A 20,461-nucleotide genomic window follows, 5' to 3' on the forward strand; every position below is an offset into this window, starting at 1 on the left:
CGGTGTTACAGTTCGCCATCCGTTCATCGAAGGGACGTCGCTGACGAGGCGGCAAAACCGTTGCGTGCGCCGAGGTGCTCATGAGCTCGTCGTACTTGCCGTCTTTGATTTTGCGGGAGTACCTGCACACGGTGGCGACCGTCCACCCCCAACTGCGCGATGTGCTTGATTTCGAGCGCCCGGGTGCGGCTGCGGCGCTGGCGGAGCTGGCCGCCACCGTGAGCGAGTTCGACACCGACTCCACCGGCCGGGGCGACTCTTATCGCCGGGCCCAGCGCGACACCCTGGTGCGCTGGACCGGAATGCGGCAACTGCTGGAGCTCGCCACTCCGGCCGGATCCGAGCCGGTCACCCTCATCCTGGACGTGCTCGGCGGCGACGGCACCGTGGCGCGCGCGGCGAGCAGCCAGTCCGCCTGTTTCGAGTCCAAGCTGGAGTTCATCACCGGCGACCTGTCCGGCCACATGATCGACAAGGCGCTCGCGCAGGGCCTGCCCGCCGTACGCCAGGCCGCGCACTTCCTGTTTCTGCGCGACGCCAGCCTGGACGCGGTGCTGCTCGCCTACGGAACGCACCACATCCCGGCACACCAGCGGCCGCTGGCGGTGGCGGAGGCGGCCCGGGTGGTCCGCCCCGGTGGCCGGATCGTGCTGCACGACTTCGACGAGTCGAGCCCGATGGCCGGCTTCTTCGGTGAAGTGGTGCATTCGCACGCCTCCGGTGGCCACGACTACCAGCATTTCAGCCGGGCGGAACTGGCCAGCCTGTTCGCCCAGGCCGATCTGCCGGTGCGCATCGTCGACCTCTATGACCCGCTGATCGTGCGCGCCGACACCGCACAGTCCGCGTACGCGCGGATTCGCGACTATGTCGGCGACATGTACGGGGTACGGGAGTTCTTCGCGACGCTGAGCGATGACGAGGTGTGGCGGTTGCTGACGCACCACTTCGACCACACCGGCTACCTGGCCGCGCTCGGTGGCCGTGACACCATCCCGGCGCGGCCGGTCGTCTACCCGGCCGACGGGCAGTTCGTCGCCGAGGTGCCCCGGATGGCGATCGTCGCGGTCGCGACAAGGACGGCATGACCCCCATGTCCAGCCCGCGCTACCTGCTCGATCTGGTACACCGGCCCTCGGGCGCCGACGCCGACCGGCCCGCGATCGTCGCCCCCGACGGGGAGCTGAGCTACGCACAGCTGTGGGAGCGGATCGGCGCGACGGCCGAACTGCTGCGCCGGGCCGGGATCAGGCCCGGTGACCTGGTCGGCCTCTACCTGCACCGGTCCGCCGACTACGTGACGTCGCTGCTGGCGACGCTCACGGTGGGCGCGGTCGCGGTGCCGGTCGATCCCGAGCTACCCTCCGGCCGGGCCGAGCAGATGCTCGCCATGGCCGCACCCCGGCTCGTCCTGTACGCGGACCGGCCCGCCACCGTCGCCGCGCCGGCGGGCACGGGCTGGCGCGATGTGCGTACCGCCAGGGTGGTGGCGGGGACCGACCTGCCGGATCGCGCGGGCTGGCTGCCGCCGGGGGAGCAGGCCGCGCTGGTGTTGTTCACCTCGGGTTCCACCGGCCAGCCGAAGGGTGTCGTGCTGCACCACGCCGGGCTGGTCAACCGGCTGGCCTGGGGCCACGACTGGTTCGGTTTCGCCGCCGCCGACCGGGTGCTGCACAAGGCGTCGATCGGGTTCGACGCGTCGGTGCACGAGATCTTCTCCCCGCTCATCGCGGGTGGCACCGTGGTCATCGCGGGGCCGGGCCTGCAATTCGACAGTCTCGGCCTGGTCCGGCTGATCCAGCGGGAAGCCGTCACCACCGCGCATTTCGTGCCGACCATGCTGCGGCACGTGCTCGACGAGCCGGAACTCGGCGGATGCGTCACGTTGCGGCGGGTGCTGTGCGGCGGTGAGGCGCTGGACATGCAGCTGGTCCGGCGGTTTCGTGCGGCGCTGCCGTGCGGGCTGTTCAACGGGTACGGCCCGAGCGAAACCTCGATCAACGTGTCCTACTGGGACTGCTCGGAGGCGTACGCGGGCAGCATCGCCCCGGTCGGCCGGATCATCGGCGGGGTGTCGGCGCGGGTGCTGGACGAGGAGTTCCGGCCGGTCGCCGACGGCGAGACCGGTGAGCTGTGGATCGGCGGGGTCGCGGTCGGCCTGGGCTACCTGCGCGACGACGAGCGGACAGCGCAACGTTTCCGGCCCGATCCGGCACAGCCGGGTGCCCGGCTCTACCGCACCGGTGACCTGGTACGGGTCGCGCCGCAGGGTTTCCTGGAGTTCCAGGGCCGGGTCGACGACCAGGTCAAGATCCGGGGCATCCGGGTGGAGCCGGGCGAGGTCGCCGCGGTGCTGCGCAAGCATCCCGCCGTGCACGACGCGGTGGTCGTGGCCGTCCCGGACGAGGATTCCGGGACGCGCCTGGTCGGGTACGTGGTGCCGCAGCCACGGCGGGCCCCGGCAATCGGCGGGCTGACCCGGTTCCGGCTGCCCAACGGCATGGCGGTGACGGCGGCGTCGCCGGACGAGGCGGTCTTCCTCTACCGGCAGATCTTCGACCACGCGGAGTATTCGCGGTTCGGCGTACGCCTCGGTGACGGTGCGGTCGTTGTCGATGTCGGCGCCAACATCGGCCTGTTCTCCCTGTGGGCGACCCGGCAGGCGCGCGACGTGCACCTGATCGCGGTCGAGCCTAACCCGGACACGCTGCCGTACCTTCGGGCCAACCTCAGCCTCTACGCCGAGTCCGCATCCATCGTCGAGGCCGCGGTGACCGATACGGCGGGCACGGCCACGCTGATCTCGTTTCCCGAGCTGAGCTATCTGTCCGGCCTGGGCGTCGACCGGGCCGAAGCCGCGTCGGACCTGGTCCGCTCGCATTACCGGCAGGGTGGCGGCGACGCCGACGAGGCCGAGCAGGCCGCGCTGCTGGCCGACGCGCACCGGCGCCTGACCCCGGTGGCGCACGTGGTGCCGACGGTGACCCTGTCCACGCTGCTGGACCGGTTCGGGCTGGACCGGGTCGACCTGCTGAAGGTCAACACCGAGGGCGCCGAGCTGAGTGTGCTGCGCGGCCTGCGCCCGGAGCACTGGCCCCGCATCGGCCAGGTGTGCCTGGAGGTCGAGCGCAGCAGCGTGACCGCGCCGCAGGTGCGCGAGCTGCTGTCGGCGGCCGGGTTCGAGGTGCACGAGATCGGTGACTGGAACGTCGGCGCGGACGCCGACGTCAGCTACATCTACGCGATGCGGCCGCACGATCAGCCGCAGGCGGCCTCGCCCTGGGACGAGCACGCCGACCAGCTGCTGACGACCGGGCTGCTCCAGGGATACCTGGCGTCGGTGCTGCCGCCCGCGATGCACCCGGACCAGCTCGTCTTCGTCGACAGCCTGCCCCGCCTGCCCAACGGCAAGGTGGCCCGGCTGGAACTGCCGCCACCACCCAGGCGACACACGGAAGCGGCCCCGGAGCAGGGCGGCGCCCTCGCCGACCGGCTGCGCGAGGCGTGGCGGGTCACGCTCGGCGTCGATGCCGTCCAGGACGACGACAACTTCCTCGCCCTTGGCGGGCACTCGCTGACCGCGCTGCGGGTGGCGCACCGGGTGCGCGAGATGGCCGACCTGGAGGTGTCCCCGGCGAGCTGCCTGCGCGCCGGGTCCTTCGCCGACTGGTTGGCCCGGGTCACGGACGTGGGACGCGATGTCAGCCCCTCTCGGTAACGCGCCGCAGCACGTCGTCGTGGTGGGCAGCGGCCAGCTCGCCCGCTCGCTGTGCGACTCCCTGGCCTCGACGCACACCCCCCAGCGGGTACGCGTGACCGTGCTGGCCCGCGACCTGACCGCCGCAGTCCGCGTGGCCCGGGGCGCGCAGGTGCGCGCCACCGTCGCCGGGACCCGGGTCGACTTCACCGCCCAGCCGTTCACCGCCGAACCGTCCACCGACCCCGGCGACGGGTACGCCGCCGACGCCGCGTCGATGGCCCGGCTACGCCCCGACGTGCTGGTCTGCGCCGCGTCGCCCCAGTCGCCGTACGAGCGGGTGCACACACCGTCGGCCTGGACGGAGCTGGTCGCCACGGCCGGCTTCGGGGTGACGCTGGCGTTGCAGGCCGAGCTGGTGTCCCGGCTGGCCGCCGCGCTGGCCGGCGGCGCACCGGACGCGGTGCTGGTCAACGGCTGTTTCCCGGACGCGGTCAACCCGCTGCTGGCAGCGCTGAATCTGCCCGTGCTGTGCGGCATCGGCAACGTGGCGACCCTGGCCGCGTGTCTGGACGCCGCGCTGGGCCGTCCCGGGCCGGGGCGGCTGGCTGTGCTCGGCCACCATGCCCACCTCGCCGCGCCCGGCCCGGACAACACCGGGAACGACACCGCCGAGGTACGCGCCTGGCTCGACGGCCTGCCCGTCCCGGACGTCACCGGGCTGCTGGCCGACTACCGTGCCCTGCCCCGGCCGGAGCTGAACGCGCTGGCCGGGCATGCCGCCGCCGCCCTGGTGGCGGGGCTCGCCGCCGACGCGGGTGAGGTCGTGGCGAGCCTGCCCGGGCCGCTGGGCCTGCCGGGCGGCTATCCGGTCCGGCTCAACGGTGGCCGGGCCGAGCTGCGGCTGCCGCCCGAGGTCAGCGCGGCGCAGGCCGTCGCCTGGAACACCGCCGCCGGGCACCGTGACGGCGTCGAGGTCAGCGACGGCCACGTGCGCTATCCGGAGCGTGCCCGGGCGGCGCTGTCGGCGTACCAGCCGGAACTGGCCGAAGGCTGGCGCGTGACCGACCTGCCTGAGGTCTTCGCCCGGTTCATCGCCCTGCGCGACCATCTGCGAACGGTGCCACCGGCGCCGGCGCCCCGTGTGTTGGAGGAATCCCGATGCCCGTGACCGCCCCGACCACACGCAACCTGATCACCGACTACTACGACGTCATCGCCTCGGCGGTGGATCAGTGCGGCGCCGTCCCCGGCGGCCCTGCCGGGACGCCCGGCTTCGCGCCCGGCTTCGACCTGCCCGAGCTGACCCCGGCGGTGCGCGAGTTCTACGCCGCCGCCACCGCGAGCTGGTCCCGGCTGGGCGAATACGGCGGGCACGACCTCCAGCTGCTCGACCTGACAGCGAACCCGGGCACCCAGACCACCAAGACGTTCGCGTCGATGGTGATCGTCGCCCGCGCGGTGGAACACGTCCGGCGCACCGGGACCCGGCTGTGTATCTTCACGCCGACCTCCGGCAACAAGGGTGTGGCGCTGCGCGACGCGGTGGCCCGCGCCTACGCGGCCGGGCTGGTGACGCCGGAGCAGCTGTCGATCGTGGTGCTGGCACCGCAGTCGACCCGGCACAAGTTCCGCCACGACGCGCTGGCCGCCGACCCGCAGTCGCGCCAGGCCAACCCGCTGCTGCGGTACACCGGCAGCGACCCGGAGGGTGTGAAGGCGCTCGGCCGCGCGTTCGTCGACGAGTACGCCGCCACGATGTACGACACGCACGGCGTCACGCTGTGGTACAGCCTGGACCTGAAGAACTACCTGGTCGCGGACGCCGCCCGGGCCGCCTTCGAGGCTGACGTGGCCCCTTCCGGCGTTGCCCGCCCGCGCTGGCACGCGCATGCCGTCTCCAGCGCTTTCGGCCTGCTCGGCTACAACCTCGGCCGCGACGTGCTCGAAGCGGCGGGCAAGGCCAGCCCCGCCGACCGCCCCGGCTTCCTGCTCGTGCAGCACCTCGGTACGCCCGACATGGTGCTCAGCCTGCGCCACGGTTCGTTCGACCGGAACAACTGCCCGGCCTACACCCTGGACGAGGGCGTGGGCGCGTGGACGCAGGACAAGGACGCGCACTTCCCGGCCGTCACCGATGACCCGGCCGAGGTGCTCGACCCCACCTTCTACACCCACCGCCCGGTGACCTCCCCGGCGATGAACGCGTTGATTGAGCGGCACGGCGGCGACGGCATCGTCGTGTCGCGGCGCGAATGCGCCCAGCGTTACCCGGTGGCCCGGGACTGGCTGGCCAACGCCGGGCTCACGCTGCCCGCCGACCCCGAGCAGCTGCGGGAGTGGTCGATCGTGATGGCGCTGACCGGTGTCTGCAACGCCATCGACCGCGGCCTGGTGCCGGCCGGGCACGACATCGTGGTGCACGGCACCGGGAGCTACTCCAACGACTTCGCTGTCGCCGACGCGGACGTCCAGGTGTCCACGGTCGCCGACGTCGCGGCCGCCGTCCTGTATCCATGGTGAGCCTGGCGTCCTCCGACCGCCCGCTCGGCCTGTCACCCGAGCGGGCTGCCTGGCTTGCCGCGCAGGCCCACGCCGCCGGGGTCACCCCGGCGGCGGTGGTCCTCACCGCGACCGCCCTGCTGGTACGCCGGTACACCGGCGCCCAGGTCGTGACGCTGCGGCACGGCGACGACCTGGTGGCGCTGGACCTGACCGCCGACGCCCCGATCCGCGAGCTGTGGCGGTCGGTGCGCCCGGCACCGCCGGGTGCCGCCCCCGACGCCAGCGTCCAGTTGGGCCCTGACCTGGGCGATGGCGTCGTGTCGGGGCTGCCCGGCGACTACGCCGACGACCTGTGCGCCGACCTGGCCGAGTTCCTGTCCGCTCTGGACCCGGCCGCGTCGTCGGCCGACGTGTTGCCGTCGGCCCGCTACGAGCAGCGCCCGGCACCACAACTGGCCCGGCTGCACGGTGGCGACGGCACCGAAGCCGACGGCGTACGCGGTGACACGATCCCGGCCGCGTTCGCATCGGTCGTCGCCACGTACCCGCAGCGGGTGGCGGTGCTGGCCGACGACGCGACCGTGACCTATCGCGAGCTCGGTGCCGTCGTAGCCGCGACCGCCGTGGCCCTGGCCGATCCGAGCGACGTCGCAGCGCCGCCCGCGCCGGTCGGGGTGCTGTGCCGTCACGGCGTCGCCACGGTCACCGGCATCCTGGCGGTGCTGGCGTCGGGGTCCGCGTACGTGCCGCTGGACACCGTGTTCCCGGCGGTCCGGCTGGCCGGGATGCTGCGCGACGCCGGGGTGCGGGCCATCGTCACGGACCCCGAGCACGCGCGGCTCGCCGCCACGCTGGCCGCCGACGCCGGGCTGCCGGAGCTGCCGATCGTGCACCTCCAGCCGGGCACATCCCGCGCCGACCTGTCGGTGCTGCGGGGACCCGCACGGCCGGACGACCCGGCGTACGTGCTCTACACCTCGGGGTCGACCGGAACGCCGAAGGGCGTGGTGCAGAGCCACCGCAACGTGCTGTTCGGCGTACGCAGCCACGTGCGTAACTTCGCCATCCGGCCGCACGACCGCACCAGCGTGCTCACCTCGTTCGGCTACGACATGGCCGTCACCGACACGTTCAGCGCCCTGCTGTCCGGCGCCGCCGCCGTCCCCGTCGACGTTCGCGCACACGGCCTCGGCCACCTGACCAGCGCCCTCGCCGACCGGGACGTCACGATCTACCACTCCACCCCGACCGTCTACCGATACCTGGTGGCGAGCCTGGGCGAGGGCGGGCGGCTGCCGTCGATCCGCGCCGTCGTGCTCGGCGGCGAGGAGGTGACCAGGCACGACGTGGCGCTGGCCCGGCGGTCGTTCGCGCCCGGCGTGGTGTTCGTCAACGGGTACGGCACCACCGAGATCAGCTTCGCCGCGCAGCACCACCTGCCGCCCGGCGCGGAGCTGGAGCAGGCCGTGGTGCCGATCGGGCACCCGCTGCCGGGCATCGAGGTGGTGCTGGCCGACCCGGCCGGGCGCCCGACCTGCCTGACCGGCGAGGTGATCGTGCGTACCCCGCACGTCGCGCTGGGGTACCTGGGCCTGCCGGAACTCACGGCGGCCCGGTTCATCGAGCACGGCGGGGTGCGGGCGTACCGGACCGGGGACATCGCGCGGCGGCTGCCCGACGGGATGCTGGTCTACCTGAGTCGCAGCGACCGGATGGTGAAGATCCGCGGCTATCGGGTGGAGCTGGGCGAGATCGAAGCCCACCTGGCCGGGTTGCCCGGGGTGGGCCAGGCGGCCGTGGTGGCCCGGCGCAGCGCGGCCGCCTCCGGCACCGGCGAGCACGAGATCATCGCGTACGCGGTCCCGGCCGTGGGGGCGAGCATCGAGCCGGGACGGCTGCGGGAGCAGGTGGCGGCGGTGCTGCCGGACTTCATGGTGCCCCGGGCCGTGGTGGCGGTGGCGCAGCTGCCGATGGGCCCGACCGGCAAGCTCGACCAGGCCGCCCTGCCCGATCCGGATGCCGAGGCCGTACGAACCGTCGCGGGGGCTGGCGGGCCGCCGTCGGGGCCGGTCGAGGAGCTGATCGCGGCGGGCTGGTGCGCGGTGCTGGGACTGCCCGCCGTGGACCGTCAGGTGAGCTTCTTCGAGTTGGGCGGGCATTCGCTCCAGCTCGCCCTGCTGCAGCGGCACCTGGAGGAACGCCTCGACCGGCGGGTGCCGCTGGCCCGGCTGGTGGAGTTCCCGACGGTGGCGGCGCTGGCGGCACACCTGGGGGCGGCGGCGGGCGCTGACGGCGTACCGGCCGATGGTCGTTTGGCGGCAGTCGGGCACCGGATGGCGCGGCGCAGAGCCGCGCGGCGCGGTGGCAGCGGGGAGGGTGGGACGTGAGCGAGGACGACCAGATCGCGGTGGTGGGCCTGTCCTGCCGGGTGCCCGGCGCGGACGACGCACCCGCCATGTGGCGCAACCTGCTGTCCGGGGTCGACTCGGTGCGTCGGTTGACCGCTGCCGAGGGTGCGCCCACCGACCCCGACTGGGTGCCGGCGTTCGGGCGGCTCGACGACCTCGACGGGTTCGACGCAGACCTGTTCGGATATCCCGCCGAGCTGGCGGCGCTGCTCGATCCACAGCACCGGCTGTTCCTCGAGGTCGCCTGGCGCGCCCTGGAGGACGCCGGAATCGATCCCGACCGCGACCCGGCCCAGGTCGGCGTGTTCGCCGGGTGCGGCCCCAACCGCTACCTGCACCATCACCTGCTGGGCAACCCCGCTCTGAAGCCCGGCTTCGGTGGCCTGGCGGAGGACTGGGACGACGCGCTGACCGGCTCGGGCTGCGACTACCTGCCGACGCGCACCGCGTACGCGCTGGGGCTGGCGGGACCGGCCGTGGCGATCCAGACCGCCTGCTCGACATCGCTGGTCGCGGTGTGCCAGGCGGCGCAGAGCCTGCTGGACTACCGATGCGACGTGGCGATCGCGGGTGGCTCGGCGGTGGTCTCGACCCGGCAGGCCGGTTACCGCCTGCGGCCGGGCGGCCTGCTGGCCACGGACGGGGTGTGCCGCCCCTACGACGCGGCCGCGACCGGGCAGGTGTACGGCAACGGTGCCGGTGCGGTGGTGCTCAAGCGCCTCGCCGACGCGCGTGCCGACGGCGACAACGTCTACGCCGTCCTCCCCGGCTGGGCCGTGAACAACGACGGCGCCGACCGGCCCGGCTTCACCGTACCGGGCGTGGCGGGGCAGGCGGCGGTGCTGGCGGAGGCGCTGGCGTCGGTGGGCTGGGACCCGGCCGACGTGGGCTTTCTGGAGGGTCACGGCACCGGCACCTCGGTGGGGGACGCGATCGAGGTCGACGCCCTGACCCGGGTACGCCGGGGCAGCCGCAGCCCGCTGCTGCTCGGCTCGGTGAAGGGCAACCTCGGCAACCTGGACGCCGCCGCCGGCGTGATCTCCCTGATCAAGGCCGTGTACGCCGTCCACACCGGACAGGTGCCGGGGACGGCGCACTTCACCGGCGCGCACCGCGACGTCGACCTGACCGCGGCGGGTGTCGAGGTCAGCGCGCAGACCCGGCCGTGGGCCGGGCAGCGGCGGGCCGGGGTCAGCTCGTTCGGCCTCGGCGGCACCAACGCGCACGTGCTGGTGGAGCAGGCACCCGATGCGACCGACCATGACGAGCCGGACAGCTCCGGCGGCGAGCTCGGACAAGGTCATGGCCGGGTGGTGCTGGTGCTGTCGGCGGGGAGCCCGGCGGCGCTGCGCGAGCTGGCCCGGCGGCTGGCCGAGCGGCTGGCCGTCGGTGACCTCGCCGTGGCGGACGTGGCGCACACGCTGGCGGTCGGACGGCGACGGCTGGCACACCGGGGTGCGGTCGCGTGTGCCAACGCCGAAGAGGCCGTTGGGCAGCTGACCGCGCTCGCGCAGGGCGCACCGGTGGCCGACGACGCCGCGCGCTCCTGGCTCGACGGTGACGACCTGCCCGTGGCGCCGGGCCGACGGGTTCCGCTGCCCGGCTATCCGTTCCAGCGGACCAGACACTGGATCGAGGCGACCCGATGACCGGCCCCCACCTGCCCTATCCCGAGCTGTGCCTGCCCGACCTGGTCGCCGGGCACGCCCAGCGGCGTCCCCACGCGCCCGCCGTCGTGCAGGGTGACCTGACACTGAGCTACGGCGACCTCGTCGGCCGGGCCAGCGCCCTCGCCGCGTCGCTGCGCGCTCACGGCATCGCCCCGGACGACCTCGTCGGTGTCTGCGTGGACCGTCGTCCGGACCTGGTGGTCGCCCTGCTCGGCGTGCAGGCGGCGGGCGCGGGGTACGTCCCGCTCGACCCGGCGCTGCCGCCGCAGCGGTTGCGCGAACTGTCCGCCGAGGCCCGCCTCCACGTCATCGTGGGTGCGCCCACCGCCGCACCCGAAGCCTTCGGCGACCTGACCGTGCTGGGCGTACCAGCCGAAACGGCGCCCTGGCAGCCGACGCCGGCGACGCTCTCCACCACGGCGTACGCGATGTTCACGTCCGGGTCGACCGGGCAGCCCAAGGGCGCGGTGATCGAGCACCGGGCGCTGACCGAGAAGGTCGTCAACATCGCGGACTTCGCTGACTACGGCGAGGCGACCCGGTGCCTGGCCTTCGCCTCGATCGGGTTCGACGCGTCGGTGGCCGACCTGCTCGCCCCGCTCGCCGCCGGAGGCACGGTCGTGCTGGCCAGCGACACCGAGCGGGCCGACCCGACCCGGCTCTACCAGGTGTGCGCCGAGCAGGGCGTCGACGTCGTGGTGCTGCCGCCGCCGATCCTGCCGCTGCTGGACCCGGCCCGGCTGCCCGGCGTACGACTGGTGATGACCGGCGGGGAAGCCACCGGCCCGGAACAGGTCGGCCGGTGGACCGACGGGGGCCGCCGGTTCATCAGCGTCTACGGCCCGACCGAGGCGACCGTGCTGGTGACCTGGTTCGAGGGCAGCGGCATCTGGACCCGCCCCATCCCGATCGGCAAGCCCGCCGCCAACCACCGCATCCACCTCGTCGACGACAGGCTGCGCGAGGTCGGTCCCGGTGAGATCGGCGAGGTGCTCGCCGGCGGGCCAGGGCTCGGCCGCGGGTACCTGTTCGACCCCGCGCTCACGGCGGAGCGGTTCATCCCGGATCCGTTCACCGAGCAGCCCGGGCAGCGGCTCTACCGCACCGGTGACCTGGCCCGCTGGCTGCCGGACGGAAGCCTGGAATTCCTCGGCCGAGCCGACCGGCAGGTCAAGATCCGGGGACAGCGGATCGAGCTCGGCGAGCTGGAGGCGGTGCTGCGCCGCCACCCCGAGGTCGGCAACGCCAGCGTCCAGGCGCGCGGCGGCCCCGGCGGCCAAGAACTCGTCGCGTACGTGGCGACCGGCCTGGCCGTGGCGGACCTGCGCGCCTACTGCGCGCGGCTGCTGCCGCCCGCGGCCGTCCCGGCGCGGATGTTCACCATGGCCGCGCTGCCCATCACCATCAACGGCAAGATCGACACCGAGCGGCTGGCCGCACTCACCGCCGCCGAACCCGCCCCGGCACCCCAGGGAGAGGCACCGGCCACCGACACCGAGCGCCTGATCGCGCAGGCCTGGGCGGCGCTGCTGGACGAGCCGGCCGTCGGCCGCGACGCCGACTTCTACAACCACGGCGGACACTCGATCACCGCGATGCGGCTGGTCGCCGACCTGCGGGAACGGCTGGGCCGCGACATCGCGATCGAGGACGTGCTGCTCGGGCGAACGCTGCGCGGCATCGCCGCCCGCGCCGACGCCGCCGCCGAGGCCAGCCCCGCCACCGCCACCCGGGGCCGAACACCGGCCCTGTCCCCGGCGCAGCAGCGGCTGTGGTTCCTCGACCGCTACTTCCTCGCCGCCGCGTCGGCCTACAACGTCGCCTTCGCCGAACGGCTCACCGGCCCCCTCGACATCGCGGCCCTGGCCACGGCGCTCACCGCCGTCGCCGACCGCCAGCAGATCCTGCGCTGGCGCATCCCGGACACCGACGGCGTCCCGTACGCCGTCGCCGACCCGCCCGCGCCGGTGCCGTTGCCCGTGCGCGAACTGGCCCCGGGCACGGACCTCGCCACCCACCTCGCGGCGGCTGCGGCGGCACCGTTCACGCTCGCCACCGACACGCTGTGGCGGGCCGAACTGATCCGAACCGGCACCGACGAGCACGTGCTGGCCGTCTACGCCCACCACGCCGTCTTCGACGGCTGGTCCCAGTCACTGTTCTACGCCGACCTCGCCACCGCCTACCGCGCCGCGCTCGGCGACGGGACGCCCCTGCCGCCACTGCCCGCCACCTACGGCGACTATGTCGCGTGGCGCGCCGACCGCGCCCAGCGACGCGCCGAGCAGGACCTGAACTGGTGGCTGGAGCACCTCACCGGCGTACCCGTCGTGCTCGAGCTGCCCGGGGGACGAGACCGGCCCACCGAACAGACCTTCACCAGCGCGACCGTGACCACCCGGCTGGACCGGGCCACGACGGCCGCCCTCACCGACCTCGCCGCCGGACTCGGCGCGACCCCGGCCGCCGCCGTGCTGGCCGCGTTCGCGCTGGTACTGGCCCGACGCACCGGCCACCCCGACCTGGTCATCGGCACACCCACCGTGGACCGGCGAGCCGCAGAATTCGAGCAGATGATCGGGTTCTTCATCGAGATCGCACCACTGCGGCTGCGTCAGACCCCCGACACGGGCTTCGCTGAGCATGTGCGCGCCGCGTGGGAGGAACTCCTCGCCGCGCTCGCGCACCCGGAAGCACCGGTGGAACGCATCGTCGGCGGGCTCGGCCTCGGCGGCCAGCTGGACCGCAGCCCGCTGGTGCAGGTGCTGTTCAACATGTACACCTTCGACGAGCCGACGCTGGACCTGGCCGGGCTCGACAGCGCGCCGGTGCCGGTGGCCGCGCCCGGGTCGCCGTTCGACCTCACCCTCTACGGCGTGACCCGCGACGGGCACCTGCGAGTCGAGATCGTCTTCAACCCGGACGTCTACGGCGCCGGCCTGATGGCGGCCGTGCTCGGCGAGGTCGAGCAGATGCTGCGCGCCGGAGCCGCCGATCCGAAGAACCCCGTGTCACAGCTGCCCGGCTGGACGGCCATCCCGGCCGGGACGCCGGGCGACGTGACCCGGGCCGCCCGGGTCAAGCGGACCGTGGGCCGGTCGGGCGCGATCACCGAGCGTCCGGCCACCGCCACCGAACGCCAGATCGCGTCGGTCTGGTGCAACGTGCTCGGCGTACCAGAGGTGGCGGCGACGGACAGCTTCTTCGACGTCGGCGGTGGCTCACTGGCCGTCGCCGTCGTGCAGCGGCAGCTCAACCGGCTGCTCGGCACGAACCTGCGGCTGGTGGACCTGTTCCGCCATCCGACCGTCCGCACGCTCGCCACGCACCTGGACGACATCCGCGCGTCCACGCAATCGCCCGGTGAGAACGCGGAGGACGCGGCGGTGGAACGGGCCGCGCGCCGCGGTGCCCTCCGCCTCCAGCGCACCCGGCACCGTCCGGCCGGCGAGCCCGCCGTGGAGGGGTGATCCGACGTGACGCACCTGGTCCCACTCGGCGACACCGGCTGGTCGGTCTGGCGTGACGCGCTGCTGCGCAGCGCCGGGTTCCCCGCCAACGGCCTGGACCGCTTCGCCGCACCGGACTGCGCCGACGCCGCCGACCGTCACCTCGCCGATGACCTCGACGCGCCGGCGTTCACGGCCGCGTACGCCGACGCCACCCGGGCGTCCTCGGCGGCGGTGTGCGAGCTCGCCGCCGACCCGCTGTTCCGTGAGGCCGTGACCTGGCAGAACCCGGACATCCTGGTGGCGCTCGACGGGCTGGTCAAGGACGGCCCCGACGGGCCACGCAACGTCCGCCGCCGGGGCCGGGAGAACGTCGTCGCCGGGTACTGGCAACGCTACGTCGCCAAGTGCGAAACCATCGGCTTCTTCGGGCCGGTGTGCTGGGGCACCGTCGAACCCGGCCCGGCCACCATCACCACCAAGCCCGGCCCCGGCCTGCTCCGCCAGCGCACCGTCCACCTCGAATACTGGGCCCTGTCCGCGTACGCGGACACACTGGCGGCAGACCCGCTGGTGCGGGCCTGGCTGGCCCCGACCCTGGCGCCGCACGCCCACCTGGACGGGCGGGTCGTGCACCGGCCCGCCCAGCGCCCGACGCCGGTGTCGCTGACCGAGTCGATCGCGCTGGCATGGTGCGACGGCAGCCGCCCCGCGCGGCAGATCGTCGACGACCTGGTCCGCGACGAGCAGACCGGCGTACGCCGGGCCGAGGAAGGGTTCCTGCTGCTGGCGCACCTGGCCGAACGGGGCCTGCTGCGCTGGGACTTCGACCTGCCGCAGGGCTTCACCGCGGAGGCACGCCTGCGCGAGCGAATCGCCGCCATCGGCGACCCGGCGCTGCGGGAGAACACCCTGGCCGGGCTGAACCGGCTCGCCGAAGCCCGGACCCGGGTCGCCGACGCCGCCGGCGACCCCACCGCACTGGCCGACGCACTGTCCGCGCTGGACGCCAAGTTCACCGAGCTGACGGGGTTGCCGCCGCGCCGCCGGGCCGGGCAGAACTACGCCGGGCGGGCGCTGTGCCACGAGGAGACCGCCCGCGACGTGGAGTTCACGGTCGGCACCGGCCTGCTCGACGCCCTGGCCCCGGCACTGGCGTGTGCGTTGCAGGCGGCGCGCTGGCTTACCGCCGAACTGGCCACGGCGTACGGCGACGCACTGCGCGACCTGTACGCCGAGTTGAGCGGCGACGGACCGGTCCGGCTCGGCGACCTGTGGTTCCTCGCCCAGGGCCCGCTGTTCGGGCCCGGCGACCGGCCCGTCGACCGGGTCGCACACGAATTCGCCTCCCGCTGGGAACGGGTGCTCGGCCTCGCCGACCTGCCCGCCGACGCCGCACGGCTGCAGGTCAGCTCGGCCGAGCTGGCGCCCCGGGTGGCCGCGCAGTTCCCGGCGACCCGTCCCGGCTGGAGCGCGGGCCGGGTGCACAGCCCGGACCTGCAAATCTTCGCGGAATCGCCGCAGGCGCTGGCCGACGGCAAGTTCGCAGCCGTGCTCGGTGAGCTGCACGCGGCCTACGCGACGTTCAACGCCGAGCTGTTCACGCACTGCCATCCCGACCTGAACCGGCTGCGGCGCGCGTACGCGGCGGACCTGGGCTCGGGACGGCTGCGCCCGATCTACCCGGTCGACTTCCCCCGGGTCGGCGGCCGGTTGTCGGCGTCGCTGTCCGGGCCGGACGACTACCAGCTCGCGTTCGCCGACGCGCCGGGCGCCCGGCGGGACCGGCTCGTGCCGGCCAACGCCGCCCTGGTGTCCGAAGCGGACGGCACCATGGTGGCGACCGTGCCCGACGGCACCCGCTGGCCGCTGGTCGACGTGTTCTCCGACCTGATCGCGGTGCACGCCGCCGACGCGTTCAAGCTGATGACCGAGCGCCCGCACAGCCCCCGGGTCACCGTGGACACACTGGTGCTGGCCCGGGAGACATGGCGCACCACGGTCGGGCAGACCGGCCTGACCAGCGTCATCGACCAGGCACAGCGCTACCTCGCCGTACGCCGGTGGCGGGCCGCGCTGGGCCTGCCGGAGCGGGTCTTCATCCGGGTGGCCACCGAACTCAAACCCACGTACGCCGACCTGACCAGCCCGCTCTACGCCAACCGGCTCTGCCTGCTGCTGCGGGCGGCCCACCGGGCGGGCGGCGACGACGTGCCGGTGACGGTGTCGGAGCTGCTGCCCGGGTCGCCGCAGGCGTGGCTGCCCGACGGCCAGGGCCGCCACTACGTCAGCGAGCTGCGCCTGCACATCAGCGACTCGGCCGAGCCGAAGGGGACGCCGTCATGAACGAGACAGTGGAGCCGATCGCCATCGTCGGGCTCAGCCTGCGCGTACCGGGGGCGTCGTCGGCGGAGGAGTTCTGGCGCAACCTGGTCGACGGCACCGAGTCGTTCACCCGGTTCAGCCGGGCCGAGCTGCTGGCGCGCGGCGTCAGCGAGGACGAACTCGACGATCCGGCGTACGTGCCGGTGGCCGCCGTGCTCGACCAGTTCGACCACTTCGACGCGGGCCTGTTCGGAATGAGCCCGCGCGACGCGGAGCTGGCCGACCCGCAGCAGCGGCTGTTCCTGGAGCACGCGCACGCCGCCCTGATCGACGCGGGCTGCGACCCGACCCGCTACGACGGCGAGATCGGCGTCTACGCGGGCAGCAACGCCGACCTCTACCAGTGGCTCAACGTCCGGCGCAACCCGCAGGCGCTGGCGGGCGCGGGCGAGCTGCGGGTGTCGCTGGGCAACAAGCCCGACTACCTGGCCAGCACCGTGTCGTTCCGGCTCAACCTGCGCGGCCCCGCGATGACCGTGCAGACCGCCTGCTCGTCGTCGCTGGTTGCGGTACACCTGGCCAGCGAGGCGCTGCGCAACGGCGAGTGCGACACGGCGCTCGCGGGCGGGGTGTGCGTGGAGCTGCCGCACGCCGTCGGGTACGTCGCCGACGACGGCTACACATCCGTCGACGGGCACTGCCGGCCGTTCGACGCGCAGGCCAACGGCACCGTCTACGGCAGCGGCGTCGGGGTCGTCGTGCTCAAACGGCTCGCCGACGCGCTGGCCGACGGAGACGACATCCGGGCGCTGATCATCGGAAACGCGGTCAACAACGACGGCACGACCAAGGCGAGCTTCACCGCGCCCAGCGTCAGCGGGCAACTGGAGGTCGTCGTGCAGGCCCTCGCGGTCGCCGGCGTCGCCCCCCGCTCGGTCAGCTACGTGGAGGCCCACGGCACCGGCACGGTCCTCGGCGACTCGATCGAGATCGCGGCGCTGACGGCGGCCTACGGGCGGCGCGCCACCGAGCGGGGCTGGTGTGGGGTCGGCTCGACCAAAGCCAACATCGGCCACCTCAGTGCGGCCGGTGGCGTGATCGGCCTGATCAAGACCGTCCTGTCGATGCAGCACCGGCTCATCCCGCCCAGCATCAACTACGACCGGCCGCATCCGGAGATCGACTTCGAGGCGAGCCCGTTCTACGTGGTGTCGACGCTGACCAAGTGGGAGCCCGAGGAGCAGCGGCCGCTGCGGGCCGGGGTGAGCTCCCTCGGCCTCGGCGGCACCAACGCGCACCTGCTGCTCCAGGAAGCACCGCCTCCCGCACCCGCTGCGGCGCCGGGTCACGGCGGTGGCGAGCTGATCCAGGTGTCCGCCGCGACCCCGGCCGCGCTGGCGGCGGCGTGCGCCCAGGTGGCCACCCGGCTCACCGACCGGCCCGAGCTGGAGCTGCACGATGTGGCGTACACGTTGCGGGAGGGACGACCGGTCTATCAGCACCGGGCCGCCGTCGTCGCGGTGGACCGGACCCAGGCGGCCGCAGCGCTGGCCGACCCGAAGCGCCGGGCCAGCGGGGACGCCGCGACGGTGCCCCGCGTGGGCCTGCTCTTCTCCGGCCAGGGCTCGCAGCACCCCGGCATGGGCGCGCACCTCGCCGCGACGGAGCCGCTGTTCGCGGCCACCGTCGACGAATGCGCCCGGATCCTCGGCTGGGACCCCCACGAGCTGCTCTTCAGCACGCAGCCCGGCGCTGACGAGCGGCTGGCCGAACCCGCGGTGCTGCAACCCGCCCTGTTCACCGTCGAATACGCCACCGCGACGCTGTGGCGGCACTGGGGCGTCACGCCCGCCGCGATGATCGGCCACTCCATCGGTGAACTGGTGGCGGCGACCGTGGCCGGGGTCTTCGACCTGCCCGACGCGCTGCGGCTCGCGGCCGCCCGGGGCCGCCTGGTCCAGGCCGCGCCGCAGGGCCGCATGCTCGCCGTGCAGCGCGGCGCCGACGAGATCTCGCCCCTGCTGCCCGCCGGCGTCGCCGTGGCGATCAGCAACGCGCCCAACACCTGCGTGCTGGCCGGCGCACCAGAGCCGGTCACCGCCTTCGCCGACACCCTGCGCGAACGCGGCGTCAACTGCACGCTGCTGCGGACGCCGTACGCGATGCACGTGCCGCTGCTGGACCCGGTGCGCGACGAGTTCGCGGCGCTGGTGGCGGCGGTGCCGCGCCGGGCGCCGAACCTGCCGGTGTGGTCGGCCGCGACCGCCGCACCGTTCACCGACGAGCAGGTCACCGACCCGGCGTACTGGGGGGAACAGCTGTGCCGGCCGGTGCGGTTCGGGACCACGGTGGCAGGGCTCGCCGCGACCGGTGCCGCCGACGAGTGGCTGCTGCTGGAGTGTGGTCCCGGCCGCCAGCTCGCCGGGCTCGCCCGGCTCAGCCTGCCGCAGGGAGCCAGGGCGCCGCTGCGTACGCTGCCCGCGCCCGGGGAGAAGCTGACCGACCGGCAGACCGCCTACGAGGCGGCGGGCCGGTTGTGGACGGCCGGGGTCCCCGTACGCCTGCCCACGCCCGACAAGCCACGCCTGGTGCCCCTGCCCGGTTACCCGTACCAGCGGACCAGGCACTGGATCGACCCGGCGCCGGTGGCCGCACCTGCCGAACCGGCCGCCGACCGCCGCTACGACGACGGGGTCGTCGAGGTACCGGTCTGGCACCAACTGCCCGCCACGGCACCCGCCGAGGCGCCCGGTCAGCTGCTGCTCTTCGCGGCCGGTGAGCGTGGCACGGCCCTCGCGGCCCGCCTGCGTGAGCGCGGCACCGACGTCACCGTGGTCCGCCCCGGGGCTGCCTTCGCCGTCCGCCCGGGCGGCTACCAGCTGCGCGCTACCAACGCCGCCGACTACCAGCGGCTGCTCGACGAGTGCGCCGACGACGGTCGGGCCGCCCGGATCGTGCACGCGTGGGCGCTGGACGGCGACCCGGCCGGCAACGACGTGGATGCCGTGGCGGCGGCCCAGGAACACGGGTACTACGCGCTGCTGACGCTGCTGGACGCGCTGCTGGCCGCCGACGTGGAGCTGGATGTGGTCACCGCCGGAGTGGCCGACGTGACCGGGGCCGACCTGGTACGCCCGGAGCACGCCACGGCGGCCGGGGTGGTGCGCTCGCTGCCGCTGGAACGCCCGCAGGTGCGCTGCCACTGGATCGACGCCGACCCGGGCGACCTCGGCGTGGACGCGGTGGTGGACGAACTGCTCGGCACCGAGCGGGCCGAGACGGTCGCGCTGCGGCTGGGCGGGCGCCGCTGGACCCGCGAGTTCGTTCCGGTCCGACCGGGTGGGCGTACCTCCTCCGGGTGGGGCATCCGCGACGGCGGCCGTTACCTGATCACGGGCGGCCTGGGCCGTGTCGGCGGCGCGTTCGCCGCCGAACTGGCCCGGCGCGGCGCGCAGCTGGTGCTCGTGAGCCGCACCGCGCAGCCGCCGCCGGCCACGATCGAGGCCCTGGAGCAGGCGGGCGCCCGGGTGCGTCACCTCACCGCCGACGTGGCCGACGCGGACGCCATGCGGGCGGTACGCGCCGAAGTCCTGCGTGACCTCGGCGGCCTCGACGGCATCATCCACGCCGCGAAGCTGCCCGACACCGGCCTGTCCGCCGGGTCGCGGCTGACCGAGGCGGCGGCGGAACTGCGGCCGAAGGTCACCGGTACGCTGGTGCTGCGCGAGGTCTTCGGTGACCTGCCGCTCGACTTCGTGGCGCTGACCTCGTCGGTGACCGCGCTCGCAGGTGGCCTGGGCCGCGCCGACGACACGGCCGCCAACGCATTCCTCGACGCGTACGCGCGCAGCCCGCACGGCTGGCCGGCCCGCCTCGTGTCGCTGGCCTGGGGCGCGTGGCAGGAGGAGGGCGTGCCCGAACACGACGGCCTGCCCCCCGCGGCGGCGGTCGCCGCGGGGCAGCGGGTCCTCGCCGAGGGCCGCACCGGCACGGTGGCGATCGGCGCCTACACGGTGGCCGCGGTCGCCGGCCACGAGCGGCGACTCGGCTCGGCCGCCGCCACGGTTACCTCCACCGTGGCCGCCGCCGACGGCGACCTGACCGCCACCATCGCCCGGATCTGGGGCGACGTCCTCGGTGTCGCCGAGGTCAGCCCGCACGACAACTTCTTCCGGCTGGGCGGCACATCGCTGGTGGCGGCGCAGCTGGTGCTGCGCATCCGCCAGGCCGTCGGCGCCCGGCTGTCCATGCGGGTGCTGTTCGACGCGCCGACCGTCGCCGCGATGGCCGCCCGGATCGAGTCGCTGCGCGGCGCCCCACCGGCCGCCCACGCGGAGGCACCCATCCCGCGCCTCCGCAGACCGGGACAACCGGCATGACCGACCGCACCGCAGCGCAGCAAGGGCC

The 20,461-nt window shown here is 74.2% G+C and carries 9 protein-coding genes; all 9 read left to right on the plus strand.

Annotation, left to right across the window (positions count from 1 at the left end; translation table 11 throughout):
• The first annotated feature begins 80 nt into the window (after nucleotides 1-80).
• From ABT006_RS24850 to ABT006_RS24890, 9 genes are read left to right on the plus strand one after another with little or no spacing between them, the layout of a single operon-like run.
• The gene (locus ABT006_RS24850) at nucleotides 81-1,088 is read left to right on the plus strand and encodes a class I SAM-dependent methyltransferase (protein ID WP_350710091.1); all 1,008 of its coding nucleotides are present in this window, start codon (nucleotides 81-83) and stop codon (nucleotides 1,086-1,088) included.
• A complete protein-coding gene (locus tag ABT006_RS24855) occupies nucleotides 1,085-3,718 on the plus strand; it encodes an amino acid adenylation domain-containing protein (protein WP_350710093.1) in 2,634 nt (877 codons plus the stop codon). Before ABT006_RS24850 ends, ABT006_RS24855 begins: the two co-directional genes overlap by 4 nt.
• Complete coding sequence (locus ABT006_RS24860) at nucleotides 3,699-4,868, plus strand: potassium transporter TrkA (protein WP_350710095.1); 1,170 nt, start codon at nucleotides 3,699-3,701, stop codon at nucleotides 4,866-4,868. The genes ABT006_RS24855 and ABT006_RS24860 overlap by 20 nt, the downstream gene beginning before the upstream one ends.
• Entirely contained in the window at nucleotides 4,859-6,220 is a 1,362-nt protein-coding gene (locus tag ABT006_RS24865) for a DUF6002 family protein (RefSeq protein WP_350710097.1), read from the plus strand. The genes ABT006_RS24860 and ABT006_RS24865 overlap by 10 nt, the downstream gene beginning before the upstream one ends.
• A complete protein-coding gene (locus ABT006_RS24870; protein WP_350710099.1) occupies nucleotides 6,214-8,589 on the plus strand; it encodes a non-ribosomal peptide synthetase in 2,376 nt (791 codons plus the stop codon). The genes ABT006_RS24865 and ABT006_RS24870 overlap by 7 nt, the downstream gene beginning before the upstream one ends.
• Nucleotides 8,586-10,259, plus strand: coding sequence for a beta-ketoacyl synthase N-terminal-like domain-containing protein (locus tag ABT006_RS24875; RefSeq protein WP_350710101.1), 1,674 nt, complete (start codon nucleotides 8,586-8,588; stop codon nucleotides 10,257-10,259). Before ABT006_RS24870 ends, ABT006_RS24875 begins: the two co-directional genes overlap by 4 nt.
• Nucleotides 10,256-13,750 (plus strand): non-ribosomal peptide synthetase, encoded by a 3,495-nt coding sequence (locus tag ABT006_RS24880; RefSeq protein WP_350710103.1) that lies wholly within the window; start codon nucleotides 10,256-10,258, stop codon nucleotides 13,748-13,750. Before ABT006_RS24875 ends, ABT006_RS24880 begins: the two co-directional genes overlap by 4 nt.
• 6 nt (nucleotides 13,751-13,756) lie before the next feature.
• Nucleotides 13,757-16,075 (plus strand): lantibiotic dehydratase, encoded by a 2,319-nt coding sequence (locus ABT006_RS24885; RefSeq protein ID WP_350710105.1) that lies wholly within the window; start codon nucleotides 13,757-13,759, stop codon nucleotides 16,073-16,075.
• Complete coding sequence (locus ABT006_RS24890) at nucleotides 16,072-20,433, plus strand: type I polyketide synthase (RefSeq protein ID WP_350710107.1); 4,362 nt, start codon at nucleotides 16,072-16,074, stop codon at nucleotides 20,431-20,433. The genes ABT006_RS24885 and ABT006_RS24890 overlap by 4 nt, the downstream gene beginning before the upstream one ends.
• Nucleotides 20,434-20,461 lie beyond the last annotated feature (28 nt).

This window comes from Micromonospora sp. NPDC002717, from assembly GCF_040295705.1.
In the GTDB taxonomy this organism is placed as follows: Bacteria; Actinomycetota; Actinomycetes; order Mycobacteriales; family Micromonosporaceae; genus Micromonospora.

Bases quoted from the DNA above. Each gene is read 5' to 3' on its own strand.
- ABT006_RS24850 (WP_350710091.1), top strand. From the start codon at position 81: ATGAGCTCGTCGTACTTGCCGTCTTTGATTTTGCGGGAGTACCTGCAC.
- ABT006_RS24855 (WP_350710093.1), top strand. From the start codon at position 1,085: ATGACCCCCATGTCCAGCCCGCGCTACCTGCTCGATCTGGTACACCGG.
- ABT006_RS24860 (WP_350710095.1), top strand. From the start codon at position 3,699: ATGTCAGCCCCTCTCGGTAACGCGCCGCAGCACGTCGTCGTGGTGGGC.
- ABT006_RS24865 (WP_350710097.1), top strand. From the start codon at position 4,859: ATGCCCGTGACCGCCCCGACCACACGCAACCTGATCACCGACTACTAC.
- ABT006_RS24870 (WP_350710099.1), top strand. From the start codon at position 6,214: ATGGTGAGCCTGGCGTCCTCCGACCGCCCGCTCGGCCTGTCACCCGAG.
- ABT006_RS24880 (WP_350710103.1), top strand. From the start codon at position 10,256: ATGACCGGCCCCCACCTGCCCTATCCCGAGCTGTGCCTGCCCGACCTG.
- ABT006_RS24890 (WP_350710107.1), top strand. From the start codon at position 16,072: ATGAACGAGACAGTGGAGCCGATCGCCATCGTCGGGCTCAGCCTGCGC.